Source organism: Cupriavidus alkaliphilus (assembly GCF_900094595.1).
GTDB lineage: Bacteria > Pseudomonadota > Gammaproteobacteria > Burkholderiales > Burkholderiaceae > Cupriavidus > Cupriavidus alkaliphilus.
Window position 1 is genome coordinate 389,914 of record NZ_FMAD01000001.1, and the last position, 18,005, is coordinate 407,918.

Consider the following 18,005-nt stretch of genomic DNA (forward strand, 5'->3'; position numbering starts at 1 on the left):
GATTTCCCGCCAGCCGGGAACTGAAGGAGGGGCTATGACGCCGTCGCACAATCGATGCCGCGCCGCAGGCTGGCGTGGCTGGCTGGCCGCCGGTGCGCTGGCGCTGGCGGCCGTCGCCGGCAATGCCGGCGCGCAGGCCCCGGCACCCGCGCCCGGGCCGTCGACCGGACCGGCGACCGAATCGGCCAGCGCCGACGCCAACAACCCGGCCACGCATCCGGCCCAGCCGCTGGCCGGCATTGCGTCCGAGAACATCTTCAACATCCCGCCGCGTGACATCGCCGCCGAGGCCCGGTCGCAGCAGCAGCGCAGCGTCACGCAGCCCGGCAACAACGCGCCGATGTGGCGCGAGGTCAATTCCGACCAGCGCCACTACAGCAGCCTGCCCGACAAGGAAGCCGGGGTGCTGATCCAGCGCACCGGCCAGTCGTGGCGGCTGTTCCGCAATGGCGTCATCACAGTCTGGGGCGGCTGGCTGCTGCTGATCGTGCCGGTGGTGATCCTCGGCTTCTTCCTGTGGCGCGGCACCATCCCGCTGCGCACGCCCAGGACCGGCCGCATGATCGAGCGCTTTACCCCGCTCGAGCGCATCGTGCACTGGACCATGGCGATTTCCTTCGTGGTGCTGACGGTGTCGGGCATCGTGATGCTGCTGGGCAAGCATTTCCTGCTGCCGCTGATGGGCCATATGCTGTTCGGCTGGCTCAGCTACATCCTGAAGAACCTGCACAACGTGGTGGGGCCGATCTTCACGCTGTCGGTGATCGTCGCCTTCGTGGTGTTCCTGCGCGACAACCTGCCCAGCCGCGACGACGTCCGCTGGGTCACCAGCCTGGGCGGACTGGCCTCGGGCAAGCACGTGCCGAGCGGGCGCTTCAACGCCGGCGAGAAGATGTGGTTCTGGGTGGGCGTGTTTGTGTTCGGCGTGGTGCTGTCGGCCTCGGGCTGGGTGCTCGACATGATCGTGCCGGGCATGGACTACTACCGCGCCACCATGCAGATCGCCAACGTGATCCACGGCATCTCGGCGGTGCTGATGATTGCCATGGCGTGCGGCCATATCTATATGGGCACCATCGGCATGGAGGGCGCGTACCGCGCCATGCGCGATGGCTGGGTCGACGAGGCCTGGGCCAAGGAGCACCACGAGCTCTGGTACGACGACATCAAGTCCGGCAAGATCCCGGCGCAGCGTTCGGCCGACTCCGATGCCGCAGCGGCCCGGCCGGCGCGGCAGAGTCCCGGCGAAGCCTGAAGCGGGCCCCACGACACAGCAGGAATCCACGACGATGACACGCATCCTGACGCTGATCGCCGTAGCCGCCGGTGCCGCCTGTGCGGCCTTCGCTCCGGGCGCGCTGGCCAAGCTGCCCGCGCCGACCGAGGCCCAGCAGGCCAAGTCCGCCGAGACCAGGGCGCGCGCCGCCTGGTCCGACAAGGTCGCGGCCTACCAGCTGTGCCGCGCCCAGGACAAGATCGCCGGGCGCTACCTGGCCGACCGCAAGGCGCACGGGCAGCAGGCGCGCGAGCCGGTGCAGACCGCCGCCTGCGCCGATCCGGGACCGTTCGTGGCGCCGGCCGCGGCCATCGCCAGCACCGCCGGTGCCCCCGCGGCAGGCGCGGTACAATCCCCCGCAAAGGCGCCGTAACTTCCGCCCCCTGCATGCCGCTCGGGGCCTCACCCGCAGCCCCGAGTCCCTCGTCATGACCTTGCGTCCCGAGCTTACCCAGGCAGCCGTTCCCCTAATCGAAGAGGTTGAGGTCGTCGACGAGCAAGGGCGCGTGCGCGCGGCCTACCTGCCGGGCGAGCGGCCGCTGACGGTCTATCTCGACAAGCGCGAGCTGGTCACGCTGATGACGCTGGGCGGCGCGCCCGAGCACCTGGTGCTGGGCTACCTGCGCAACCAGCGCCTGGTGGAATCGATCGAGGACATTGCCGCGGTGCAGGTCGACTGGGAGACCGAATCGGCCGCGGTGACCACCCGCACCGGCGTCGACCGCATCGAGGAGCGCACCGCGCGCCGCGTGGTGACCACGGGCTGCGGCCAGGGCACTGTGTTCGGCTCGCTGCTGGACGAGGTCGACAGCATCCGGCTGCCGGTTGGCGCCATGCTGGACCAGGACACCCTGTACGGCATCATCGACACCATCCGGCTGCAGCAGTCGGTGTACAAGCAGGCCGGCTCGGTGCATGGCTGCGCGCTGTTCCAGGGCACCGAGCTGCTGATGTTCGTCGAGGACGTCGGCCGCCACAATGCGGTCGATGCCATTGCCGGGCGCATGTGGCTGGAAGGCATGAGCGGCGGCGACAAGATCTTCTACACCACCGGGCGCCTCACTTCCGAAATGGTGATCAAGGGCGCGCAGATGGGCATCCCGTTCCTGCTGTCGCGCTCGGGCGTGACGCAGATGGGCTACCAGATGGCGCGGCGCGTCAACCTGACGCTGTTCGCGCGCTGCACCGGCAAGCACTTCCTGCTCTATACCGGGCGCGAGCGCTTCCGCCACCGCCAGCCCGAAGACATCGTGGCGTAGCGGTCACTTGCCCGCCAGCCTCCAGGCTTGAAGGACGTGCGCCGAATGGTTGTACAATGCGGCGCACTCCGAGCCGTCTATCCTCCCAACCTTATGAGCATCAAATCCGACAAATGGATCCGCCGCATGGCGGAGCAGCACGGCATGATCGAGCCGTTCGAGCCAGGCCAGGTCCGGGAGGCCGACGGGCGCAAGATCGTGTCGTACGGCACCTCGAGCTACGGCTACGACATCCGCTGCGCCGACGAATTCAAGATCTTCACCAATATCAACAGCACCATCGTCGACCCGAAGAACTTCGACGAGAAGTCGTTCGTCGACTTCAAGGGCGAGGTCTGCATCATCCCGCCCAATTCGTTCGCGCTGGCGCGCACGATGGAATACTTCCGCATCCCGCGCAGCGTGCTGACCATCTGCCTGGGCAAGAGCACCTACGCCCGCTGCGGCATCATCGTCAACGTGACGCCGTTCGAGCCGGAATGGGAAGGCTACGTGACGCTGGAGTTCTCCAACACCACGCCGCTGCCGGCCAAGATCTACGCCGGCGAGGGTTGCGCCCAGGTATTGTTCTTCGAGAGCGACGAGATCTGCGAGACCTCGTACGCCGACCGGGGCGGCAAGTACCAGGGTCAGCACGGTGTCACACTGCCGAAGACCTGAGCGCATTACAATCCGGCGTTTGCCGGCACGGCGGGCCTGCCAGGGGCCGCCAAACCTGACGTGAGAGCCACATGCCGCCGTCGCAGGGAACCCCTGCGGGCCATGTGGCTCAAGTCCTTTATGTCCTGCTTTCCATCAAGGATGCCCCATGAAATTCCGCTTCCCCGTCATCATCATTGACGAAGACTTCCGCTCAGAGAACATCTCCGGCTCGGGCATCCGCGCGCTGGCCGAGGCGATCGAGAAAGAGGGCATGGAAGTCATGGGGCTGACCAGCTACGGCGACCTGACCTCGTTCGCCCAGCAGGCCAGCCGGGCATCGACCTTCATCGTGTCGATCGACGACGACGAGTTCGCCAGCGACAGCGAGGAGCTCGAGGCCGCCGCAATCGAGAAGCTGCGCGCCTTCGTCACCGAGGTGCGCCGCCGCAACTCGGACCTGCCGATCTTCCTGTACGGCGAGACCCGCACCTCGCGCCATATCCCCAACGATATCCTGCGCGAGCTGCACGGCTTCATCCACATGTTCGAGGACACGCCCGAATTCGTGGCGCGCCACATCATCCGCGAAGCCAAGGTCTACCTGGACACGCTGGCGCCGCCGTTCTTCAAGGCGCTGATCGACTACGCGCAGGACAGCTCGTATTCGTGGCACTGCCCGGGGCACTCGGGCGGCGTGGCATTCCTGAAGAGCCCGGTCGGCCAGGTGTTCCACCAGTTCTTCGGCGAGAACATGCTGCGCGCCGACGTCTGCAACGCCGTCGACGAACTGGGCCAGCTGCTGGACCACACCGGCCCGGTGGCCGCGTCGGAGCGCAACGCCGCGCGCATCTTCAACTCCGACCACATGTATTTCGTCACCAACGGCACCTCCACCTCGAACAAGATGGTGTGGCATGCCAACGTGGCGCCGGGCGACATCGTGGTGGTGGACCGCAACTGCCACAAGTCGATCCTGCACGCGATCATGATGACCGGCGCGATCCCGGTGTTCCTGATGCCGACGCGCAACCACTACGGCATCATCGGCCCGATCCCGAAGAGCGAGTTCGATCCGCAGACGATCAGGAAGAAGATCGCCAATCACCCGTTCGCCAGCAAGGCGAAGAACCAGAAGCCGCGCATCCTGACCATCACCCAGGGCACCTACGACGGCGTGCTGTACAACGCCGAGCAGATCAAGGAAATGCTGGCGGCCGAGATCGACACGCTGCACTTCGACGAAGCCTGGCTGCCGCACGCGGCGTTCCACGAGTTCTATCGCAACATGCACGCGATCGGCAAGGATCGCCCGCGCAGCAAGGACGCGCTGGTGTTCGCCACGCAGTCCACGCACAAGCTGCTGGCCGGCCTGTCACAGGCCTCGCAGATCCTGGTGCAGGACTCGGAGACGCGCAAGCTGGACCGCTACCGCTTCAATGAAGCGTACCTGATGCACACCTCGACCAGCCCGCAGTACTCGATCATCGCCTCGTGCGACGTGGCCGCGGCGATGATGGAAGCGCCGGGCGGCACCGCGCTGGTCGAAGAAAGCATCCAGGAAGCGATGGACTTCCGCCGCGCCATGCGCAAGGTCGAGGGCGACTACGATGCCGGCAACAACGGCGACTGGTGGTTCAAGGTGTGGGGCCCGGACGCGCTCATCGAAGACGGCATCGGCGACCGCGAGGAATGGATGCTGAAGGCCAACGAGCGCTGGCACGGCTTCGGCGACCTCGCCGACGGCTTCAACCTGCTCGACCCGATCAAGGCCACCATCATCACCCCGGGCCTGGACGTCGACGGCGAGTTCAGCGAGCGGGGCATCCCGGCGGCGATCGTCACCAAGTACCTGGCCGAGCACGGCATCATCATCGAGAAGACCGGGCTGTACTCGTTCTTCATCATGTTTACCATCGGCATCACCAAGGGTCGCTGGAATTCGCTCGTGACCGAGCTGCAGCAGTTCAAGGACGACTACGACCAGAACCAGCCGCTGTGGCGCGTGCTGCCGGAATTCGTCGCCAAGTATCCGCAATACGAGCGCATGGGCCTGCGTGACCTGTGCGATGCGATCCACAGCGTGTACAAGGCCAACGACGTCGCGCGCGTGACCACGGAGATGTACCTGTCGGACATGGAGCCGGCGATGAAGCCGTCGGACGCGTGGGCCATGATGGCCCACCGCGAGATCGAGCGCGTGCCGGTCGACGACCTGGAAGGGCGTGTCACCGCCATCCTGCTGACGCCATACCCGCCGGGCATTCCGCTGCTGATCCCGGGCGAGCGCTTCAACCGCACCATCGTGCAATACCTGAAGTTCGCGCGCGAGTTCAACAAGCTGTTCCCCGGCTTCGAGACCGACATCCACGGCCTGGTGGAGGACGAGGTCGATGGCAAGAAGGCGTACTTCGTCGACTGCGTGAAGCAGGGCGCCTGAGCGCCAGCCGGCCTCCCGCCGATGCAGAGAAGGGCCCCGCCAAGGCGGGGCCCTTTCTTTTTGTCCTAGCTGAACGGATTCAGCACCATCGTGCCGGTGCCGCGGAAGTCCGCGACATTGCGCGTGACGATGGTGAGGCGGTGGATCAGCGCGGTGGCGGCGATGAACTTGTCCAGCGCGTGCTCGGGCCCCGCCGCGCGCAACTGGCCCCACACCTGCGCGACCTCGGCATCGACCGGCAGCACCTGTCGGCCGAAGTCCTCCAGCACATGGGCCAGCCAGCGCTCCAGCAGCGCCGCCTGCACCGCGTCGCCGCGATGGCGGATCAGTGCCACGCCGCGCTGCAGTTCCCCCACGGTCAGCGCCGACAGGTAGAGCGCGGCCCCATCGCGCGCCGCCTGCCGGAAGAAGGCGCGGACACCGGGGTTGGCGCGCTCCCGCTTGCGGGTCTCGCTGATGACGTTGGTATCAATCAAATACACGCGGCGCCTCGCCCGTATCCTGGATGCGCTCGAAGTCGGCGTCCTGCCCGACGTCCGGCATGGCGGACAGCACCTCGGCAAAGCTGCGCCGGGCCGTGCCGCCCAGCGCCTGCGCGAGGATGGCGCGGTGTTCTGCCTCGGCGCTGCGGCCATTGGCGACGGCCTGCTCGCGCAGGCGCTGGACCAGTGCTTCATCGACGCCACGAACCAGTAGGGTTGCCATCGTGAACTCCTCACCGTTGGATGGCGTGATGATAGCATTGTTATCACTACGGCGGTCACGTATCGATGGCAGGCAGAAGATCGGGGTCGCGGCGAAGTGCCCCGCGCATTTGGTGCTCGGCATGGTGTTCTCCTGGGTCATGGGCTGAACGCAGGAACCAGTCTGGGCCGTGCCGCCCCGCTGGTCGATGAGCCGATTCGCAATTGCGCGGGTTGCCTCGCCGCGACGCCGATGCCTGGCGCGTCAGCGCTGCGCCAGCACTTCTTCCAGCGTCACGTGCCCCTGGAAGCCGCCCGCGCTCTGCGCCGGCGCCTGGCGCTCGATGGCATGGGCAAAGCGCACCGCCGGATCGGCTTCCAGCTGGTTGTAGAGGCGTTGCAGGTTCGGGAAGTCCTCGACGTTCAGCACCTTGTGGTATTTCGACCAGCGCGCGATGCCGCTGAAGTAGGCGTCGGCCACGGTGCGGTGCTCACCCAGCAGCCAGGGCCGCTCGCCCAGCATGGCTTCGAGTTCCTGATGCACATGGCGGACCTGCTCCGTGCCGTAGCGGACCAGCGCCGGCCGGTCGCTCTCGTCCACGCCCTCCAGTGCGTGCCAGAGCGGGGCAAAGGCGCCGAAGTAGCTGGTGTTGAGGTAGGCCAGCTGCTGGTTGAGCCGGTCGAAATCGCGCGTGCCCTGGGCAAAGCCAAGCTTGCGCTCGATGCCGAGCGCGCCGATGTGGTTCAGGATCGCCATGCTTTCGCTGAGGAAGTTGCCTTGCGCGTCCATCAGCGTCGGCGTTTCGCCGACCGGGTTGATCTGGCGGTAGGCATCGCTGGTCACGACTTCGGGCATTTCGATGCGGCTCAGGCGATAGGGCTGGCCAAGCCATTCCAGCGCGACGATCGAGCCGAAGGAGCAGCCGGAGGGAACGCCGTAGAAGAGGGTGGGGGTAGTCATGGGTAGTTCTCCTGGATTCGGTTACGGCCCGCCGATCGGGCACGGGTGAACTGTAGATGCATGGACTTTGCGTGAGTAGTAGGCAAAAATTCGACCTATCGTCCACATACATAGACTTTGCAAGCGATGATCAACCTCAACGACCTGCGCTTCTTCGTCGTCGCCGTGACCCATGGCGGTTTTGCCGCCGCGGGGCGGGCGCTGGGGGTGCCCAAGTCCACGGTCAGCAAGCGCGTGGCCGAGCTGGAGCAGGCCCTGCAGGCGCGGCTGCTCTACCGCAGTTCGCGCAGCTTCACGCTGACCGATGCCGGCCGGGACTTCTACGATCACGCGCAGGCCGCGCTGATCGAAGCCGAGGCCGCGCAGGAGGCGGTGCAGCGGCGCGTGGCCGAGCCCAGCGGCACGGTGCGGATCACCGCCGCGGTGCCCACTGCGCAGCGCTACCTGGCACCGCACCTGCCGGCGCTGGCGCGCGCCTATCCGCGCCTGCACGTGCAGCTGGAGGTGTCCGACCGCATGGTTGACCTGGTGCAGGAAGGCTTCGATATCGCCGTACGCAGCCATTTCGCGCCGCTGCCGGACTCCGGCCTGGTGCAACGCCAGCTTGCCGTCGAGGACATCGTGCTGGTGGCGTCGCCCGCCTACCTGGCCGGGCGCGGCACGCCCGAAGCGCCCGCGCAGCTGTCCGGCCACGACGGGCTGCTGACCGGGGCCGCCGCGGGCACGTGGCGCCTGTGGGGTCCGCAGGGCGCGCGCGTGGAAGCCAGCCCGGTGCCGCGCATGACCGTGAACGAATCCACGGTGCTGCTCGGCGCGGCCATCGCGGGACTGGGCATCGTGCCGCTGCCGCACGAGCTGTGCCGCGCGGCGCTGGCGGCCGGGCAACTCGCGCGCGTGCTGCCGCACTGGACCGCCGGCAGCGTGACCACCACGCTGCTGTTGCCGGCGCGGCGCGGGCAGTTGCCCGGGGTGCGGGCCACCGTCGACTTCCTGGTGCAATGCCTGGCGCCGGGCGGCGCGGGCAACGCCATGCCGCAATGAAAAAGCCCCGCATTGCTGCGGGGCCTGGGGGTTGCCGGAGACTGCCGCCGGCGCAGTCCTATTTCTTCTTTTCGAACTCGAACTGCGGCGCGGCCGATTCGCTTTCCGCCGGCGGCTGCGTCGGCAACTCGAGCGAGCCGGACTCGGCCGGCGCGGAACCCGGGCCCGGAATCGACAAGCCCGGCGCCGTGGGTTTGGGGCTGCTGCCTTCCAGGTCGATGTTGAGGTCGCGCGTGATGCTGCGGTCCTGGGCCTTCTGCGTGCCGGTGCTGACCAGGCCGGGGAAGACGATGATCAGCGCCACCATCACCAGCTGGATCACCACGAACGGCACCGCGCCCCAGTAGATTTCGGAGGTCTTGACCTCGCGCGGGGCCACCGAGCGCAGGTAGAACAGCGAGAAGCCGAACGGCGGGTGCATGAACGAGGTCTGCATGTTCACTGCCAGCAGCACGCCGAACCAGATCAGGTCGATGCCGAGCTTGTCGGCCACCGGGCCCACCAGCGGCACCAGGATAAAGGCCAGCTCGAAGAAGTCCAGGAAGAACGCCAGCAGGAAGAACAGCACGTTCACCGCCACCAGGAAGCCGGTCTGGCCGCCAGGCAGCGCGGTCAGCAGGTGCTCGACCCAGATATGCCCGTCCACGCCATAGAACGTCAGCGAGAACACGCGCGCGCCGATCAGGATGAAGATCACGAAGGCCGACAGCTTGAGCGTGGCTTCCATGGCCTGCCTGGTCAGGCCCAGGTCGAGGCGGCGCTTCACCAGGGCCAGGATCAGGGCGCCGAGCGCGCCCATGCCGCCGCCTTCGGTCGGCGTGGCCACGCCGATGAAGATGGTGCCCAGCACCAGGAAGATCAGCGCCAGCGGCGGGATCAGCACGAAGGTGACCTTCTCCGCCATCTGCGACAGCAGGCCCAGCTTCAGCGTCTTGTTGATCACCGCCAGCACGAAGGCGAACAGGATCGCCGCGCCCACCGAGACCACCAGGCGCTCATCCAGCGGGGCTTCGGGCTTGTAGAGCTTGTCCACCGCCACGCCCACCGCCACCGCCAGCGCGGTCAGCACCAGCACCGAGGCGGCGCCGCTCTTGCCGGTGGGCTCGCGGAAGGTGCGCGCCTCGATCGGCAGCGCCGGCGCGGCGGATGGCTTGATCAGCGTGACCAGCAGCACGTACAGCATGTACAGGCCGGTCAGCACCAGGCCCGGCACGAACGCGCCCTTGTACATGTCGCCCACCGAGCGGCCGAGCTGGTCGGCCAGCACGATCAGCACCAGCGACGGCGGGATGATCTGCGCCAGCGTGCCCGACGCAGCGATCACGCCCGACGCCAGCCGCTTGTCGTACTTGTACTTGAGCATCAGCGGCAGCGAGATCAGCCCCATCGAGATCACCGATGCCGCCACCACGCCGGTGGTCGCCGCCAGCAGCGCGCCGACGAAGATCACCGCATAGGCCAGGCCGCCGCGGATCGGGCCGAACAGCTGCCCGATGGTGTCGAGCAGGTCCTCGGCCATGCCCGAGCGTTCCAGGATCAGGCCCATGAAGGTGAAGAACGGGATCGCCAGCAGCGTATCGTTCTCGATGATGCCGAACAGCCGGCTGGGCAGCGCCTGCAGCAGCTCGGGCGGCAGCATCCCCAGCTCGATGCCGATAAAGGCGAACAGCAGCCCGTTGGCGGCCAGCGCAAAGGCGATCGGGAAGCCCGATAGCAGGAATACGACCAGCGAGGCGAACATGATCGGTGCCATGTTCGCGATCAGGAATTGCGTCATCGTGCGCGCCTCTTATCGTTTTTCAGACGGGGCGGTCTGGTTGGCCTGCGCGATCGCGGCGATTTCCAGCGCCGGATCGACCGCGTGCTTGCGGAAGGCCGAGAACGGCAGTTCCCCCTTCAGGTAGGCAAAGCGCTTGATCAGCTCGGACAGGCCCTGCAGGATCATCAGGGCAAAGCCCGCCACGATCAGGAACTTGGCCGGCCAGCGGATCAGGCCGCCGGCATTGCCGGACATTTCATGGCCGGCGTAGGACAGCCAGAAGTAGGGGATCGACAACCAGAGGATGATGGCGCAGATCGGCAGCAGGAAGAACAGGATGCCGAACACATCGATCCAGACCTGGGTGCGCTCGGAGAAGCGGCCGGCGACGACGTCGATGCGCACATGCTCGTCGCGGCGCAGGGTGTACGGGGCGCCGAGCAGGAACACGCCGGCGAACATATACCACTGCAGTTCCAGCCAGGCGTTGGAACTGATGCTGAAGGTGTAGCGAATGATGGCGTTGCCCGCGCAGACCAGCACGGCCAGCAGGACCAGCCATTTCGCCCACTGCCCGATGAAAGCATTCACGGCGTCGATAAGCCGCGAGATCCTCATGAGGGAAGACATGTGATCGTCCTAGGGATTGGGGGATACAGGGGTGGCGCGTTAGTCTACGGCGTCGGCGGCCCCGCATCTTTAGGGTGAATCCCCAGTGCATCACATTTTCCCGCGAATTTGCACCAGTTATGTGCAGATTCGCGGGCCCTTCTAGGCCGATTCCATATTCCCGGATGGGAAATGGACGCGCGGCCGTGTCCGCTTCATGCAATATGCAACAGTCGTCGGTGCGCCGGCGCACGGAAAAGAAAAACGGGAGCTTGCGCTCCCGTTGCGGCTTGCCGGATTACCCGGGAAGGACGGTCAGCCGTTCAGCGCCTCGCGGGCCGCGGCGATGGCCGCGCGCACCTGGTCCGGCGCGGTGCCGCCGATATGGTTGCGCGCCGCGACCGAGCCTTCCAGCGTCAGCACCGCGTGCACATCGTCGCCGATCAGCGCGGCCTGGTCGCCCAGGCCGGAGACCTCGCGCAGCTCGGCCACGGTCAGGTCGGCCAGGTCGCACTGGCGGCCGTCGCAGGCGCGCACGGCGTGGGCCACGGCCTCATGCGCGTCGCGGAAGGGCAAGCCCTTCTTGACCAGGTAGTCGGCCAGGTCGGTGGCGGTGGCATAGCCCTGCAGCGCGGCGGCGCGCATCGCTTCGGGCTTGACGCTGATGCCCGGCACCATGTCGGCAAAGATGCGCAGGGTATCGACCACGGTATCGACCGTGTCGAACAGCGGCTCCTTGTCTTCCTGGTTGTCCTTGTTGTACGCCAGCGGCTGGCCCTTCATCAGCGTCAGCAGGCCGATCAGGTGGCCGTTGACACGGCCGGTCTTGCCGCGCGCCAGTTCGGGCACGTCCGGGTTCTTCTTCTGCGGCATGATCGAGCTGCCGGTGCAGAAGCGGTCGGCGATGTCGATAAAGCCCACGCGCGGGCTCATCCACAGCACCAGCTCTTCCGAGAAGCGCGACACGTGGGTCATCACCAGCGCCGCGGCGGCGCAGAATTCGATGGCGAAGTCGCGGTCCGAGACGGCATCCAGCGAGTTGCGGCAGACGCCGTCGAAGCCCAGTTGCTGGGCCACGAACTCGCGGTCGATCGGATAGCTGGTGCCGGCCAGCGCGGCGGCGCCCAGCGGCAGGCGGTTGACGCGCTTGCGGCAGTCAGCCATGCGCTCGGCATCGCGCGTGAACATCTCGTTGTACGCCAGCAGGTGGTGGCCGAAGGTGACCGGCTGCGCCACCTGCAGGTGGGTGAAGCCCGGCAGGATGGTGTCGGCGTGCTGCTCGGCCAGGTCCAGCAGCGAGGTGCGCAGCGCGCCCAGCAGCACGATGATGTTGTCGATCTCGCTGCGCAGCCACAGGCGGATGTCAGTCGCGACCTGGTCGTTGCGCGAGCGGCCGGTGTGCAGGCGCTTGCCGGCATCGCCCACCAGCGCGGTCAGGCGCGCCTCGATGTTCAGGTGGACGTCTTCCAGGTCCAGCTTCCATTCGAAGCTGCCGGCCTCGATCTCGCCCCGGACCTGCGCCATGCCGCGCTCGATCTCGGCGCGGTCGGCCTCGGCGATGATGCCCTGCTTTGCCAGCATGGCCGCGTGGGCCAGCGAGCCCTGGATGTCGAACAGGGCCAGGCGCTTGTCGAAGAACACCGAGGCGGTGTAGCGCTTCACCAGGTCGGACATCGGTTCGGAGAAGCGGGCGGACCAGGCTTCGCCTTTCTTGGCAAGTTGGGAGGTGGACATGGACGTCGGCTGCAGTGGCTCGCGCGGCAGGCGGCCGGCGTGCGGACGGCGGCGGGCGCGAAAAATTGGGAAACGGCGATTATATCGCCCGGCGGCGCGCTGGCGGTGCGCGCCGCCACGGCGGGGCGGTGCTCAGGGCCGGCTGTGGATCACGGGCCCCTTGAACACCACCGGGCCGCTCGGCCCGTCGGCATTGGGCGAACCGCCGGCAGGCTCGATACTGACGGCCAGCGCGGGCACCGCCGTTGGCCGCTGCGCCAGCGCCAGCCTCGCTTGCGGCACCCGGCCGATCAGGCCCAGGGACTGCGGCGTGCCGCCTTGCGGCAGCGCCCACAGCTGGAATACCTGCTGATCGCTCAGCTTTAAGTGGTCCAGGCGGCGCACCAGGAGGTCGCGTTGGCCTGCGTCCCATGACACCAGCATGGCCGGTTGCCCCCGGTCGTCGTTGAGCACGGCGATGACTTCAGCGGGCGCCGCCTCGCGCTGCGGCGCCAGGTGCATGCCAATACCGATCGCCAGCACGGCCACCAGCGCCATGGCCGCCGCGGCGCCGCGCCAGAATACCGGGGCTGACCACCGGCGCTGCCACCAGCTGGCGGCAGCACCGGGGCCAGGGGCGCCGGCCGCGGCGGCCGGGCTGCGATCCTCGGCCGCTTTCCAGCCCAGCCTTTCCTCGATCCCGCACCAGACCTTGTCGACCGGCACGGCCGCCGCCTGCAATTCGGCCACGCCGGCAAGGCGCGCCTGCCAGCGGCGGATCGCCGCGCGCACCGCCGGCTCTTCCTGCGCCAGCCGCTCCAGGCGCCGGCGCGCGCCGCCGCGCAGCACGCCCAGCGCGTACTGGGCGGCGATCCGGTCGAGCAGGTCGGGATGGCTGGCCAGCTTCATGCCGCGCCCTCCATGCAGCTGCGCAGCCGCTCCAGCCCGCGCCGGATCCAGGACTTGACCGTTCCCAGCGGCGCACGCAGGCGCGCGGCCAGTTCGGCATGGCTCAGGTCCTGCAGATAGGCCAGCATGATGGCCTGGCGCTGGGGCTGCTCCAGCCGCTGCAGGCAGCGGTTGAGGGCGCGCGCCTGCTGGCTGGCCTCGGCCAGCTCGGCGGGGCCGGCCGCGTCGTCGGCCAGCCATTCGCCAAGGTCTTCGTCCAGCTCGGCGGTCTGCGCGACGCGCGCCGCTGCCGCGCGGCGCAGGCAGTCCAGCGCGCGGTTGCGCACGATCGCGGTCATCCACGTCATCGGCGCGGCCAGTTGCGGCCGGTAGTCGCCGGCGTGGTGCCAGATGCTGACAAAGCTCTCCTGCACGACATCCTCCGCCCAATCGCGCCTGCCGGTAATACGCAGCGCAAGGCCAAACAGTTTCGTCGCGGTCAGGTCATAGAGCGCGCGCAGCGCCTGGCGGTCGCCCACGGCCACGGCCTGCAACAGCCCCTCCAGCCGGTCGGGGCTGGCGGGCGCGGCATAGGACGGCTGCGGGGAGGGCACCGGGACGGCTCCTTGCAGGGAAGCTTTGCCGGATTATAGGTAGCGCCGCCTCCAAACGCGCATCCAAACGCCCGGCCGCTGCGTAGATATCGACAGGCGCAAGCCAGGTACCCCGGCCCCGGGGCGCCACGTTGTCATCCCTCACAGGAGCACACCATGGACCGCATCTCACAGAGGCCCGCGCGCGAGCCCGACACCATCGTCACGCTGCCGGACGCGCGCCGGCGCGGGCTGCTCAAGGCGCCCGGCCTGTTCGCGCTGGGCTCGCTGGCCGTCATCACCCTCGGCGAGTCGATGCCGGCGTGGGCGCAGACGCAGTCGGGCAGCACCAAGGACGACATCAATATCCTCAACACCGCGCTGGGGCTGGAATACCAGGCGATCGCGGCCTACCAGATCGGCGCCGAAAGCGGGCTGCTGCAAAAGCCGGTGCTGGCCACCGCCGTCAAATTCCAGGACCACCACAAGGCCCATGCGCAGGTGCTGGCCGGCACGGTATCGAAGCTGGGCGGGACGCCGGTGGCGGCAAAGAAGGCGTCGGCGTATGAGTTCCCGACTGACAAGCTGAAGACGCAGGCTGATGTGCTGCGTTTTGCCGCCGGGTTGGAGAAGGGCGCCACTTCGGCTTACCTGGGCGTGCTGCCGAATTTCTACAACCGCGAGCTGACGCGCGCCGCCGGCAGCATCCTCGGGGACGAGGCGATGCACTGGGCGGTGCTGCTGCACGCGCTGGGCGAGGATCCGGTGCCGGGGGCGTTTGTCGGGTGAGGCGTTGAGATGGGGTGAAACTTGCCGACGGGTTGCTCCCCTCTCCCGCGTGCGGGAGAGGGGCAGGGGGAGAGGGGCAGGGGTGAGGGCAGGCGCTTCAACAGCTGAAGTCGGTGGGTTAACACCGTTGGGCTTGCTTGATGTGGTTCCTAGTCAAACCGCCCCTCACCCCGGCCCTCTCCCCGTGAGGGGAGAGGGGGAACACCTTGCCTGGGCGAGGTCGGGCGGCTTGGGCGTAGCCAAAACCGCCCTCCTTTGCCGAGGTTTGGGTTGGCCTGTCAGCCCGTATTGCGCAACCCCGCCGCCACCCCGTTGATCGTCAGGTGGATGCCGCGCCGTACCCGGATATCATCCCCATCCTTGCCGGCGCGGTAGCGCTTGAGCAGCTCCACCTGCAAGTGGTTCAGCGGGTCGAGGTAGGCAAAGCGGTTCTTGATCGAACGCGCCAGCAGCGGGTTGTCCGCCAGCCGTTCCTGGTGGCCGGTGATCAGCGCCAGCATGTCGCAGGTCAGGTGCCATTCCTTGCTGATGCGGTTGAACACGTTGCGGCGCAGCGCCGCGTCGTCGCACAGCTGCGCGTAGCGCGAGGCCACGGCCAGGTCGGTCTTGGCCAGCACCATGTCCATGTTGGACAGCAGCGTCGAGAAGAACGGCCAGGTCTTGACCATGCGCCGCAGCGTGGTGACGGCCTGCTTGCGCGCCTTGTCGTCCGGCGCGCTGTCGAGCAGCGAGCGCACCGCGCTGCCGAAGCCGTACCAGCCCGGCAGCAGCAGGCGGCACTGGCCCCACGAGAAGCCCCACGGGATCGCGCGCAGGTCTTCGATACGGCGGTTCTTCTTGTCCATCAGCTTGCGCGAGGCCGGGCGGGAACCCAGGTTCAGGTCGGCGATCTCGGTGATCGGCGTGGTGGCGAAGAAGTAGTCCTTGAAGCCGGGGGTCTCGTAGACCAGGTCGCGATAGGCGGTGAAGGCGCGGTCCGACAGCTGCTGCATCACGGCCTCGAAGGTATCCAGGTCCTTCGGTGCGTTCTGCTGCGGCAGCAGCGATGCCTCCAGCGTGGCGGCGACCACCGTCTCCAGGTTGCGCCGGCCGATCTCGGCGTTGGCGAACTTGCTGTTGATGATCTCGCCCTGCTCGGTCAGGCGGATCTGGCCGTTGACCGTGCCCGGCGGCTGCGACAGGATGGCCTGGTAGGTCGGGCCGCCGCCGCGGCCGACGGTGCCGCCGCGGCCGTGGAACAAACGCAGCTTGACGTTGCGCTGCTCGAACAGCTGCACCAGCTCCAGCTCGGCCTTGTACAGCTCCCAGGTCGAGGTCAGGAAACCGCCATCCTTGTTCGAATCCGAGTAGCCCAGCATCACTTCCTGCTCGACCCCATGGTGCGCGACCACCGCGTCGAAGCCCGGCAGGTCGAGCAGCGACTGCATGATGCCGGCGGCGTTGCGCAAGTCTTCGATAGTCTCGAACAGCGGGATCACCATCAGTTCCATGCGCGCCGGGTCGGTCTTGCTGCCCAGCGTGCCCTGCAGCATGCCCGATTCCTTCTGCAGCAGCATCACCTCGACCAGGTCCGACAGCGTCTCGGTGTGCGAGATGATGTAGTTGCGCGCCACGCGCTTGCCGTAGCGCGCACGCAGCCCGCGCGCGGCGGCGAAGATCGCCAGTTCCTTGCGGGTCTGCTCCGAGTACTGGTGCCACGGCAGCGTCAGCAGGCGCGGCTGGCGCAGTTCGGCCAGCAGCAGTTCGAGCTTGCGTTGCTCGGGCAGCGCGGCGTAGTCGGGGGCGATGCCGGCGGCGGCGAACAGTTCGGCGATGACCGCCTCGTGCACGTCCGAGACCTGGCGCATGTCGACCGAGGCCAGGTGGAAGCCGAACACGGCGATGGCGCGCGCCAGCGCGTCGATGCGGTGGCTGGCCAGCGCCTGGCCGTGGTGCGCGCGCAGCGAGTCGATCACCACCTGGATGTCGACGCCGAAGGCCTCGGCGCTGTCGTAGGGCTCGGCCGGCGCCACCGGGCGGCGGGTCGCGGCATGGCCGCTCAGCGCCTTGCAGGTGGCGGCCAGGCGCGCGTAGATGCCGATCAGCGCGCGCCGGTAGGGCTCGTCGGCGCGGTGCTCGGAATGGTCGGGCGAACGCTCGGCCAGCGCCAGCAGTTCCGGGCTGGCGTCGACCATCAGCATCGACATCGACAGCTCGGCGCCCAGCGCGTGGACTTCGTCCAGGTACCAGTCCAGGATCAGCTGCGCCTGCTGGCCGGCGGCGTGCTCCAGGGTCTCGGCGGTCACGTTCGGATTGCCGTCGCGGTCGCCGCCGATCCAGGAACCCATCTGCAGGAACGGCGCCAGCGGCGTTGCCTGCGCACCCGGGGCACCGGGGGTGCCCTTGCGCTTGCGCGTGGCCGGGAACACCGCGGCGATGTCTTCTTCCAGCTCGCTCATCAGCTGCGGGATGCCGCGCAGGAAGGTGGTGCGGTAGTACGACAGCGCGTTCTCGATCTCGTCGGCCACCGTCAGGCGCGCGTCGCGCAGCATGCGGGTCTGCCACAGCGTGGTGACCTTGGCGCGCAGCTGGGCGGTGTTGTGCTCGCGCTCGCGCGCGGTCATCGGCAGGTCGCGCTCGGCCAGCAGGCGGGCGATCTCGCGTTCGGCGTCGAGGATGCTCTTGCGCTGGACTTCGGTCGGGTGCGCGGTCAGCACCGGCACGATCAGCGCCTCGTCCAGGAACTTGCGCAGCTGCTTGCCGGTGACGCCGGCGGCGTCGATCTTTTCCAGCGCATGCTGCAGGCTGCCGTCCTGCGGCGGCGAGCCGGCCAGCGCGTGCACGCGGCGGCGGCGGTTGTGGTGCTGGTCCTCGGCGATATTGGCCAGGTGCGAGAAATAGCTGAAGGCGCGCACCACCTGGTTGGTCTGGTCGCGCGACAGGCGCTTGAGCAGCCGGTCCAGCTCGGCGCCGGCGGCGCGGTCATTCTCGCGGCGGAAGCGCACCGCGGTCTGGCGGATGGTTTCGACCACCTCGAAGGCGGCGTCGCCTTCCTGCTCGCGCAGGCAGTCGCCCAGCAGGCGGCCCAGGAAACGGATGTCCTCGCGCAGCGGCACGTCCTTGTCGGCGGTGCGGCGGGCGGGGGCGGCGATGGTGGTTCCGTTGCTCGACACGATCGAAAGCCTGGGCTTGGCGGAGCGCTTGGCTGCGCGGGCGGGGCGGGGCGGTTTGGCGCTGGTTGCGCCGCTTGCGCCGGTTGCGCCGGTTGCGTCACCTTTTGCGGCGGCCGAATCCTTGGCGGCCGCAGCGGTCTTCCGACCATTGGGCCGCGCAGCATGCTGCGTCATGCAATCTCCTCTTGCTTCTCTAAGCTTAT

At 67.9% G+C, this 18,005-nt stretch carries 16 protein-coding genes; 7 read left to right on the forward strand and 9 right to left on the reverse strand.

All coding sequences use genetic code 11. From position 1 onward, the window contains the following. Window positions 1-34: 34 nt before the first annotated feature. The 5 genes from GA0116996_RS01790 to GA0116996_RS01810 all read left to right on the forward strand — a co-directional run bounded on the left by GA0116996_RS01790 (window position 35) and on the right by GA0116996_RS01810 (window position 5,614). On the forward strand, window positions 35-1,255 hold the full coding sequence (locus GA0116996_RS01790; RefSeq protein WP_092306743.1) for a formate dehydrogenase subunit gamma: 1,221 nt from the start codon (window positions 35-37) through the stop codon (window positions 1,253-1,255). A gap of 34 nt (window positions 1,256-1,289) precedes the next feature. Next, the gene (locus GA0116996_RS01795; protein WP_092306745.1) at window positions 1,290-1,649 is read left to right on the forward strand and encodes a hypothetical protein; all 360 of its coding nucleotides are present in this window, start codon (window positions 1,290-1,292) and stop codon (window positions 1,647-1,649) included. 55 nt (window positions 1,650-1,704) lie between these two features. Next, window positions 1,705-2,535 carry a formate dehydrogenase accessory sulfurtransferase FdhD gene (locus GA0116996_RS01800; protein ID WP_092306747.1) on the forward strand — a complete coding sequence of 277 codons (831 nt, stop codon included), beginning with the start codon at window positions 1,705-1,707 and terminating at the stop codon, window positions 2,533-2,535. 93 nt (window positions 2,536-2,628) lie between these two features. After that, window positions 2,629-3,195 carry a dCTP deaminase gene (gene dcd, locus GA0116996_RS01805; protein ID WP_018008077.1) on the forward strand — a complete coding sequence of 189 codons (567 nt, stop codon included), beginning with the start codon at window positions 2,629-2,631 and terminating at the stop codon, window positions 3,193-3,195. A gap of 148 nt (window positions 3,196-3,343) precedes the next feature. Next, on the forward strand, window positions 3,344-5,614 hold the full coding sequence (locus tag GA0116996_RS01810) for an arginine/lysine/ornithine decarboxylase (RefSeq protein WP_092306749.1): 2,271 nt from the start codon (window positions 3,344-3,346) through the stop codon (window positions 5,612-5,614). Between the two features lie 65 nt (window positions 5,615-5,679). On the opposite strand, the gene GA0116996_RS01815 is transcribed toward GA0116996_RS01810, so the two are convergent. The 3 genes from GA0116996_RS01815 to GA0116996_RS01825 all read right to left on the reverse strand — a co-directional run bounded on the left by GA0116996_RS01815 (window position 5,680) and on the right by GA0116996_RS01825 (window position 7,258). Beyond that, window positions 5,680-6,096: a type II toxin-antitoxin system VapC family toxin gene (locus tag GA0116996_RS01815; protein ID WP_092306751.1), complete on the reverse strand. Its 417-nt coding sequence runs from the start codon at window positions 6,094-6,096 to the stop codon at window positions 5,680-5,682. Beyond that, entirely contained in the window at window positions 6,083-6,319 is a 237-nt protein-coding gene (locus GA0116996_RS01820) for a FitA-like ribbon-helix-helix domain-containing protein (protein ID WP_092306753.1), read from the reverse strand. Before GA0116996_RS01820 ends, GA0116996_RS01815 begins: the two co-directional genes overlap by 14 nt. A 243-nt stretch (window positions 6,320-6,562) precedes the next feature. After that, a complete protein-coding gene (locus GA0116996_RS01825) occupies window positions 6,563-7,258 on the reverse strand; it encodes a glutathione S-transferase family protein (RefSeq protein ID WP_092306755.1) in 696 nt (231 codons plus the stop codon). A gap of 126 nt (window positions 7,259-7,384) precedes the next feature. On the opposite strand from GA0116996_RS01825, the gene GA0116996_RS01830 reads away from it, so the two are divergent. Further along, complete coding sequence (locus GA0116996_RS01830; protein WP_092306757.1) at window positions 7,385-8,299, forward strand: LysR substrate-binding domain-containing protein; 915 nt, start codon at window positions 7,385-7,387, stop codon at window positions 8,297-8,299. 58 nt (window positions 8,300-8,357) lie between these two features. On the opposite strand, the gene GA0116996_RS01835 is transcribed toward GA0116996_RS01830, so the two are convergent. The 5 genes from GA0116996_RS01835 to GA0116996_RS01855 all read right to left on the reverse strand — a co-directional run bounded on the left by GA0116996_RS01835 (window position 8,358) and on the right by GA0116996_RS01855 (window position 13,882). Then, window positions 8,358-10,076: a TRAP transporter large permease gene (locus GA0116996_RS01835; RefSeq protein ID WP_092306759.1), complete on the reverse strand. Its 1,719-nt coding sequence runs from the start codon at window positions 10,074-10,076 to the stop codon at window positions 8,358-8,360. A 12-nt stretch (window positions 10,077-10,088) separates the two neighbouring features. Further along, window positions 10,089-10,688, reverse strand: a complete 600-nt coding sequence (locus GA0116996_RS01840) for a TRAP transporter small permease subunit (RefSeq protein WP_092306761.1) — start codon at window positions 10,686-10,688, stop codon at window positions 10,089-10,091. Between the two features lie 294 nt (window positions 10,689-10,982). Further along, window positions 10,983-12,401 (reverse strand): argininosuccinate lyase, encoded by a 1,419-nt coding sequence (gene argH / locus GA0116996_RS01845; protein ID WP_092306762.1) that lies wholly within the window; start codon window positions 12,399-12,401, stop codon window positions 10,983-10,985. Window positions 12,402-12,533: 132 nt separating this feature from the next. Next, the gene (locus tag GA0116996_RS01850) at window positions 12,534-13,289 is read right to left on the reverse strand and encodes an anti-sigma factor (protein ID WP_092306764.1); all 756 of its coding nucleotides are present in this window, start codon (window positions 13,287-13,289) and stop codon (window positions 12,534-12,536) included. Further along, window positions 13,286-13,882: a sigma-70 family RNA polymerase sigma factor gene (locus GA0116996_RS01855; RefSeq protein WP_092306766.1), complete on the reverse strand. Its 597-nt coding sequence runs from the start codon at window positions 13,880-13,882 to the stop codon at window positions 13,286-13,288. Before GA0116996_RS01855 ends, GA0116996_RS01850 begins: the two co-directional genes overlap by 4 nt. 156 nt (window positions 13,883-14,038) lie before the next feature. Between GA0116996_RS01855 and GA0116996_RS01860 the strand changes: the two genes are divergently transcribed. Beyond that, a complete protein-coding gene (locus tag GA0116996_RS01860; protein WP_092306768.1) occupies window positions 14,039-14,650 on the forward strand; it encodes a ferritin-like domain-containing protein in 612 nt (203 codons plus the stop codon). A 278-nt stretch (window positions 14,651-14,928) separates the two neighbouring features. Here the strand turns inward: GA0116996_RS01860 and ppc are convergent, their stop codons facing one another. Further along, window positions 14,929-17,976, reverse strand: coding sequence for a phosphoenolpyruvate carboxylase (gene ppc / locus GA0116996_RS01865; RefSeq protein WP_092306770.1), 3,048 nt, complete (start codon window positions 17,974-17,976; stop codon window positions 14,929-14,931). Window positions 17,977-18,005: the final 29 nt, after the last annotated feature.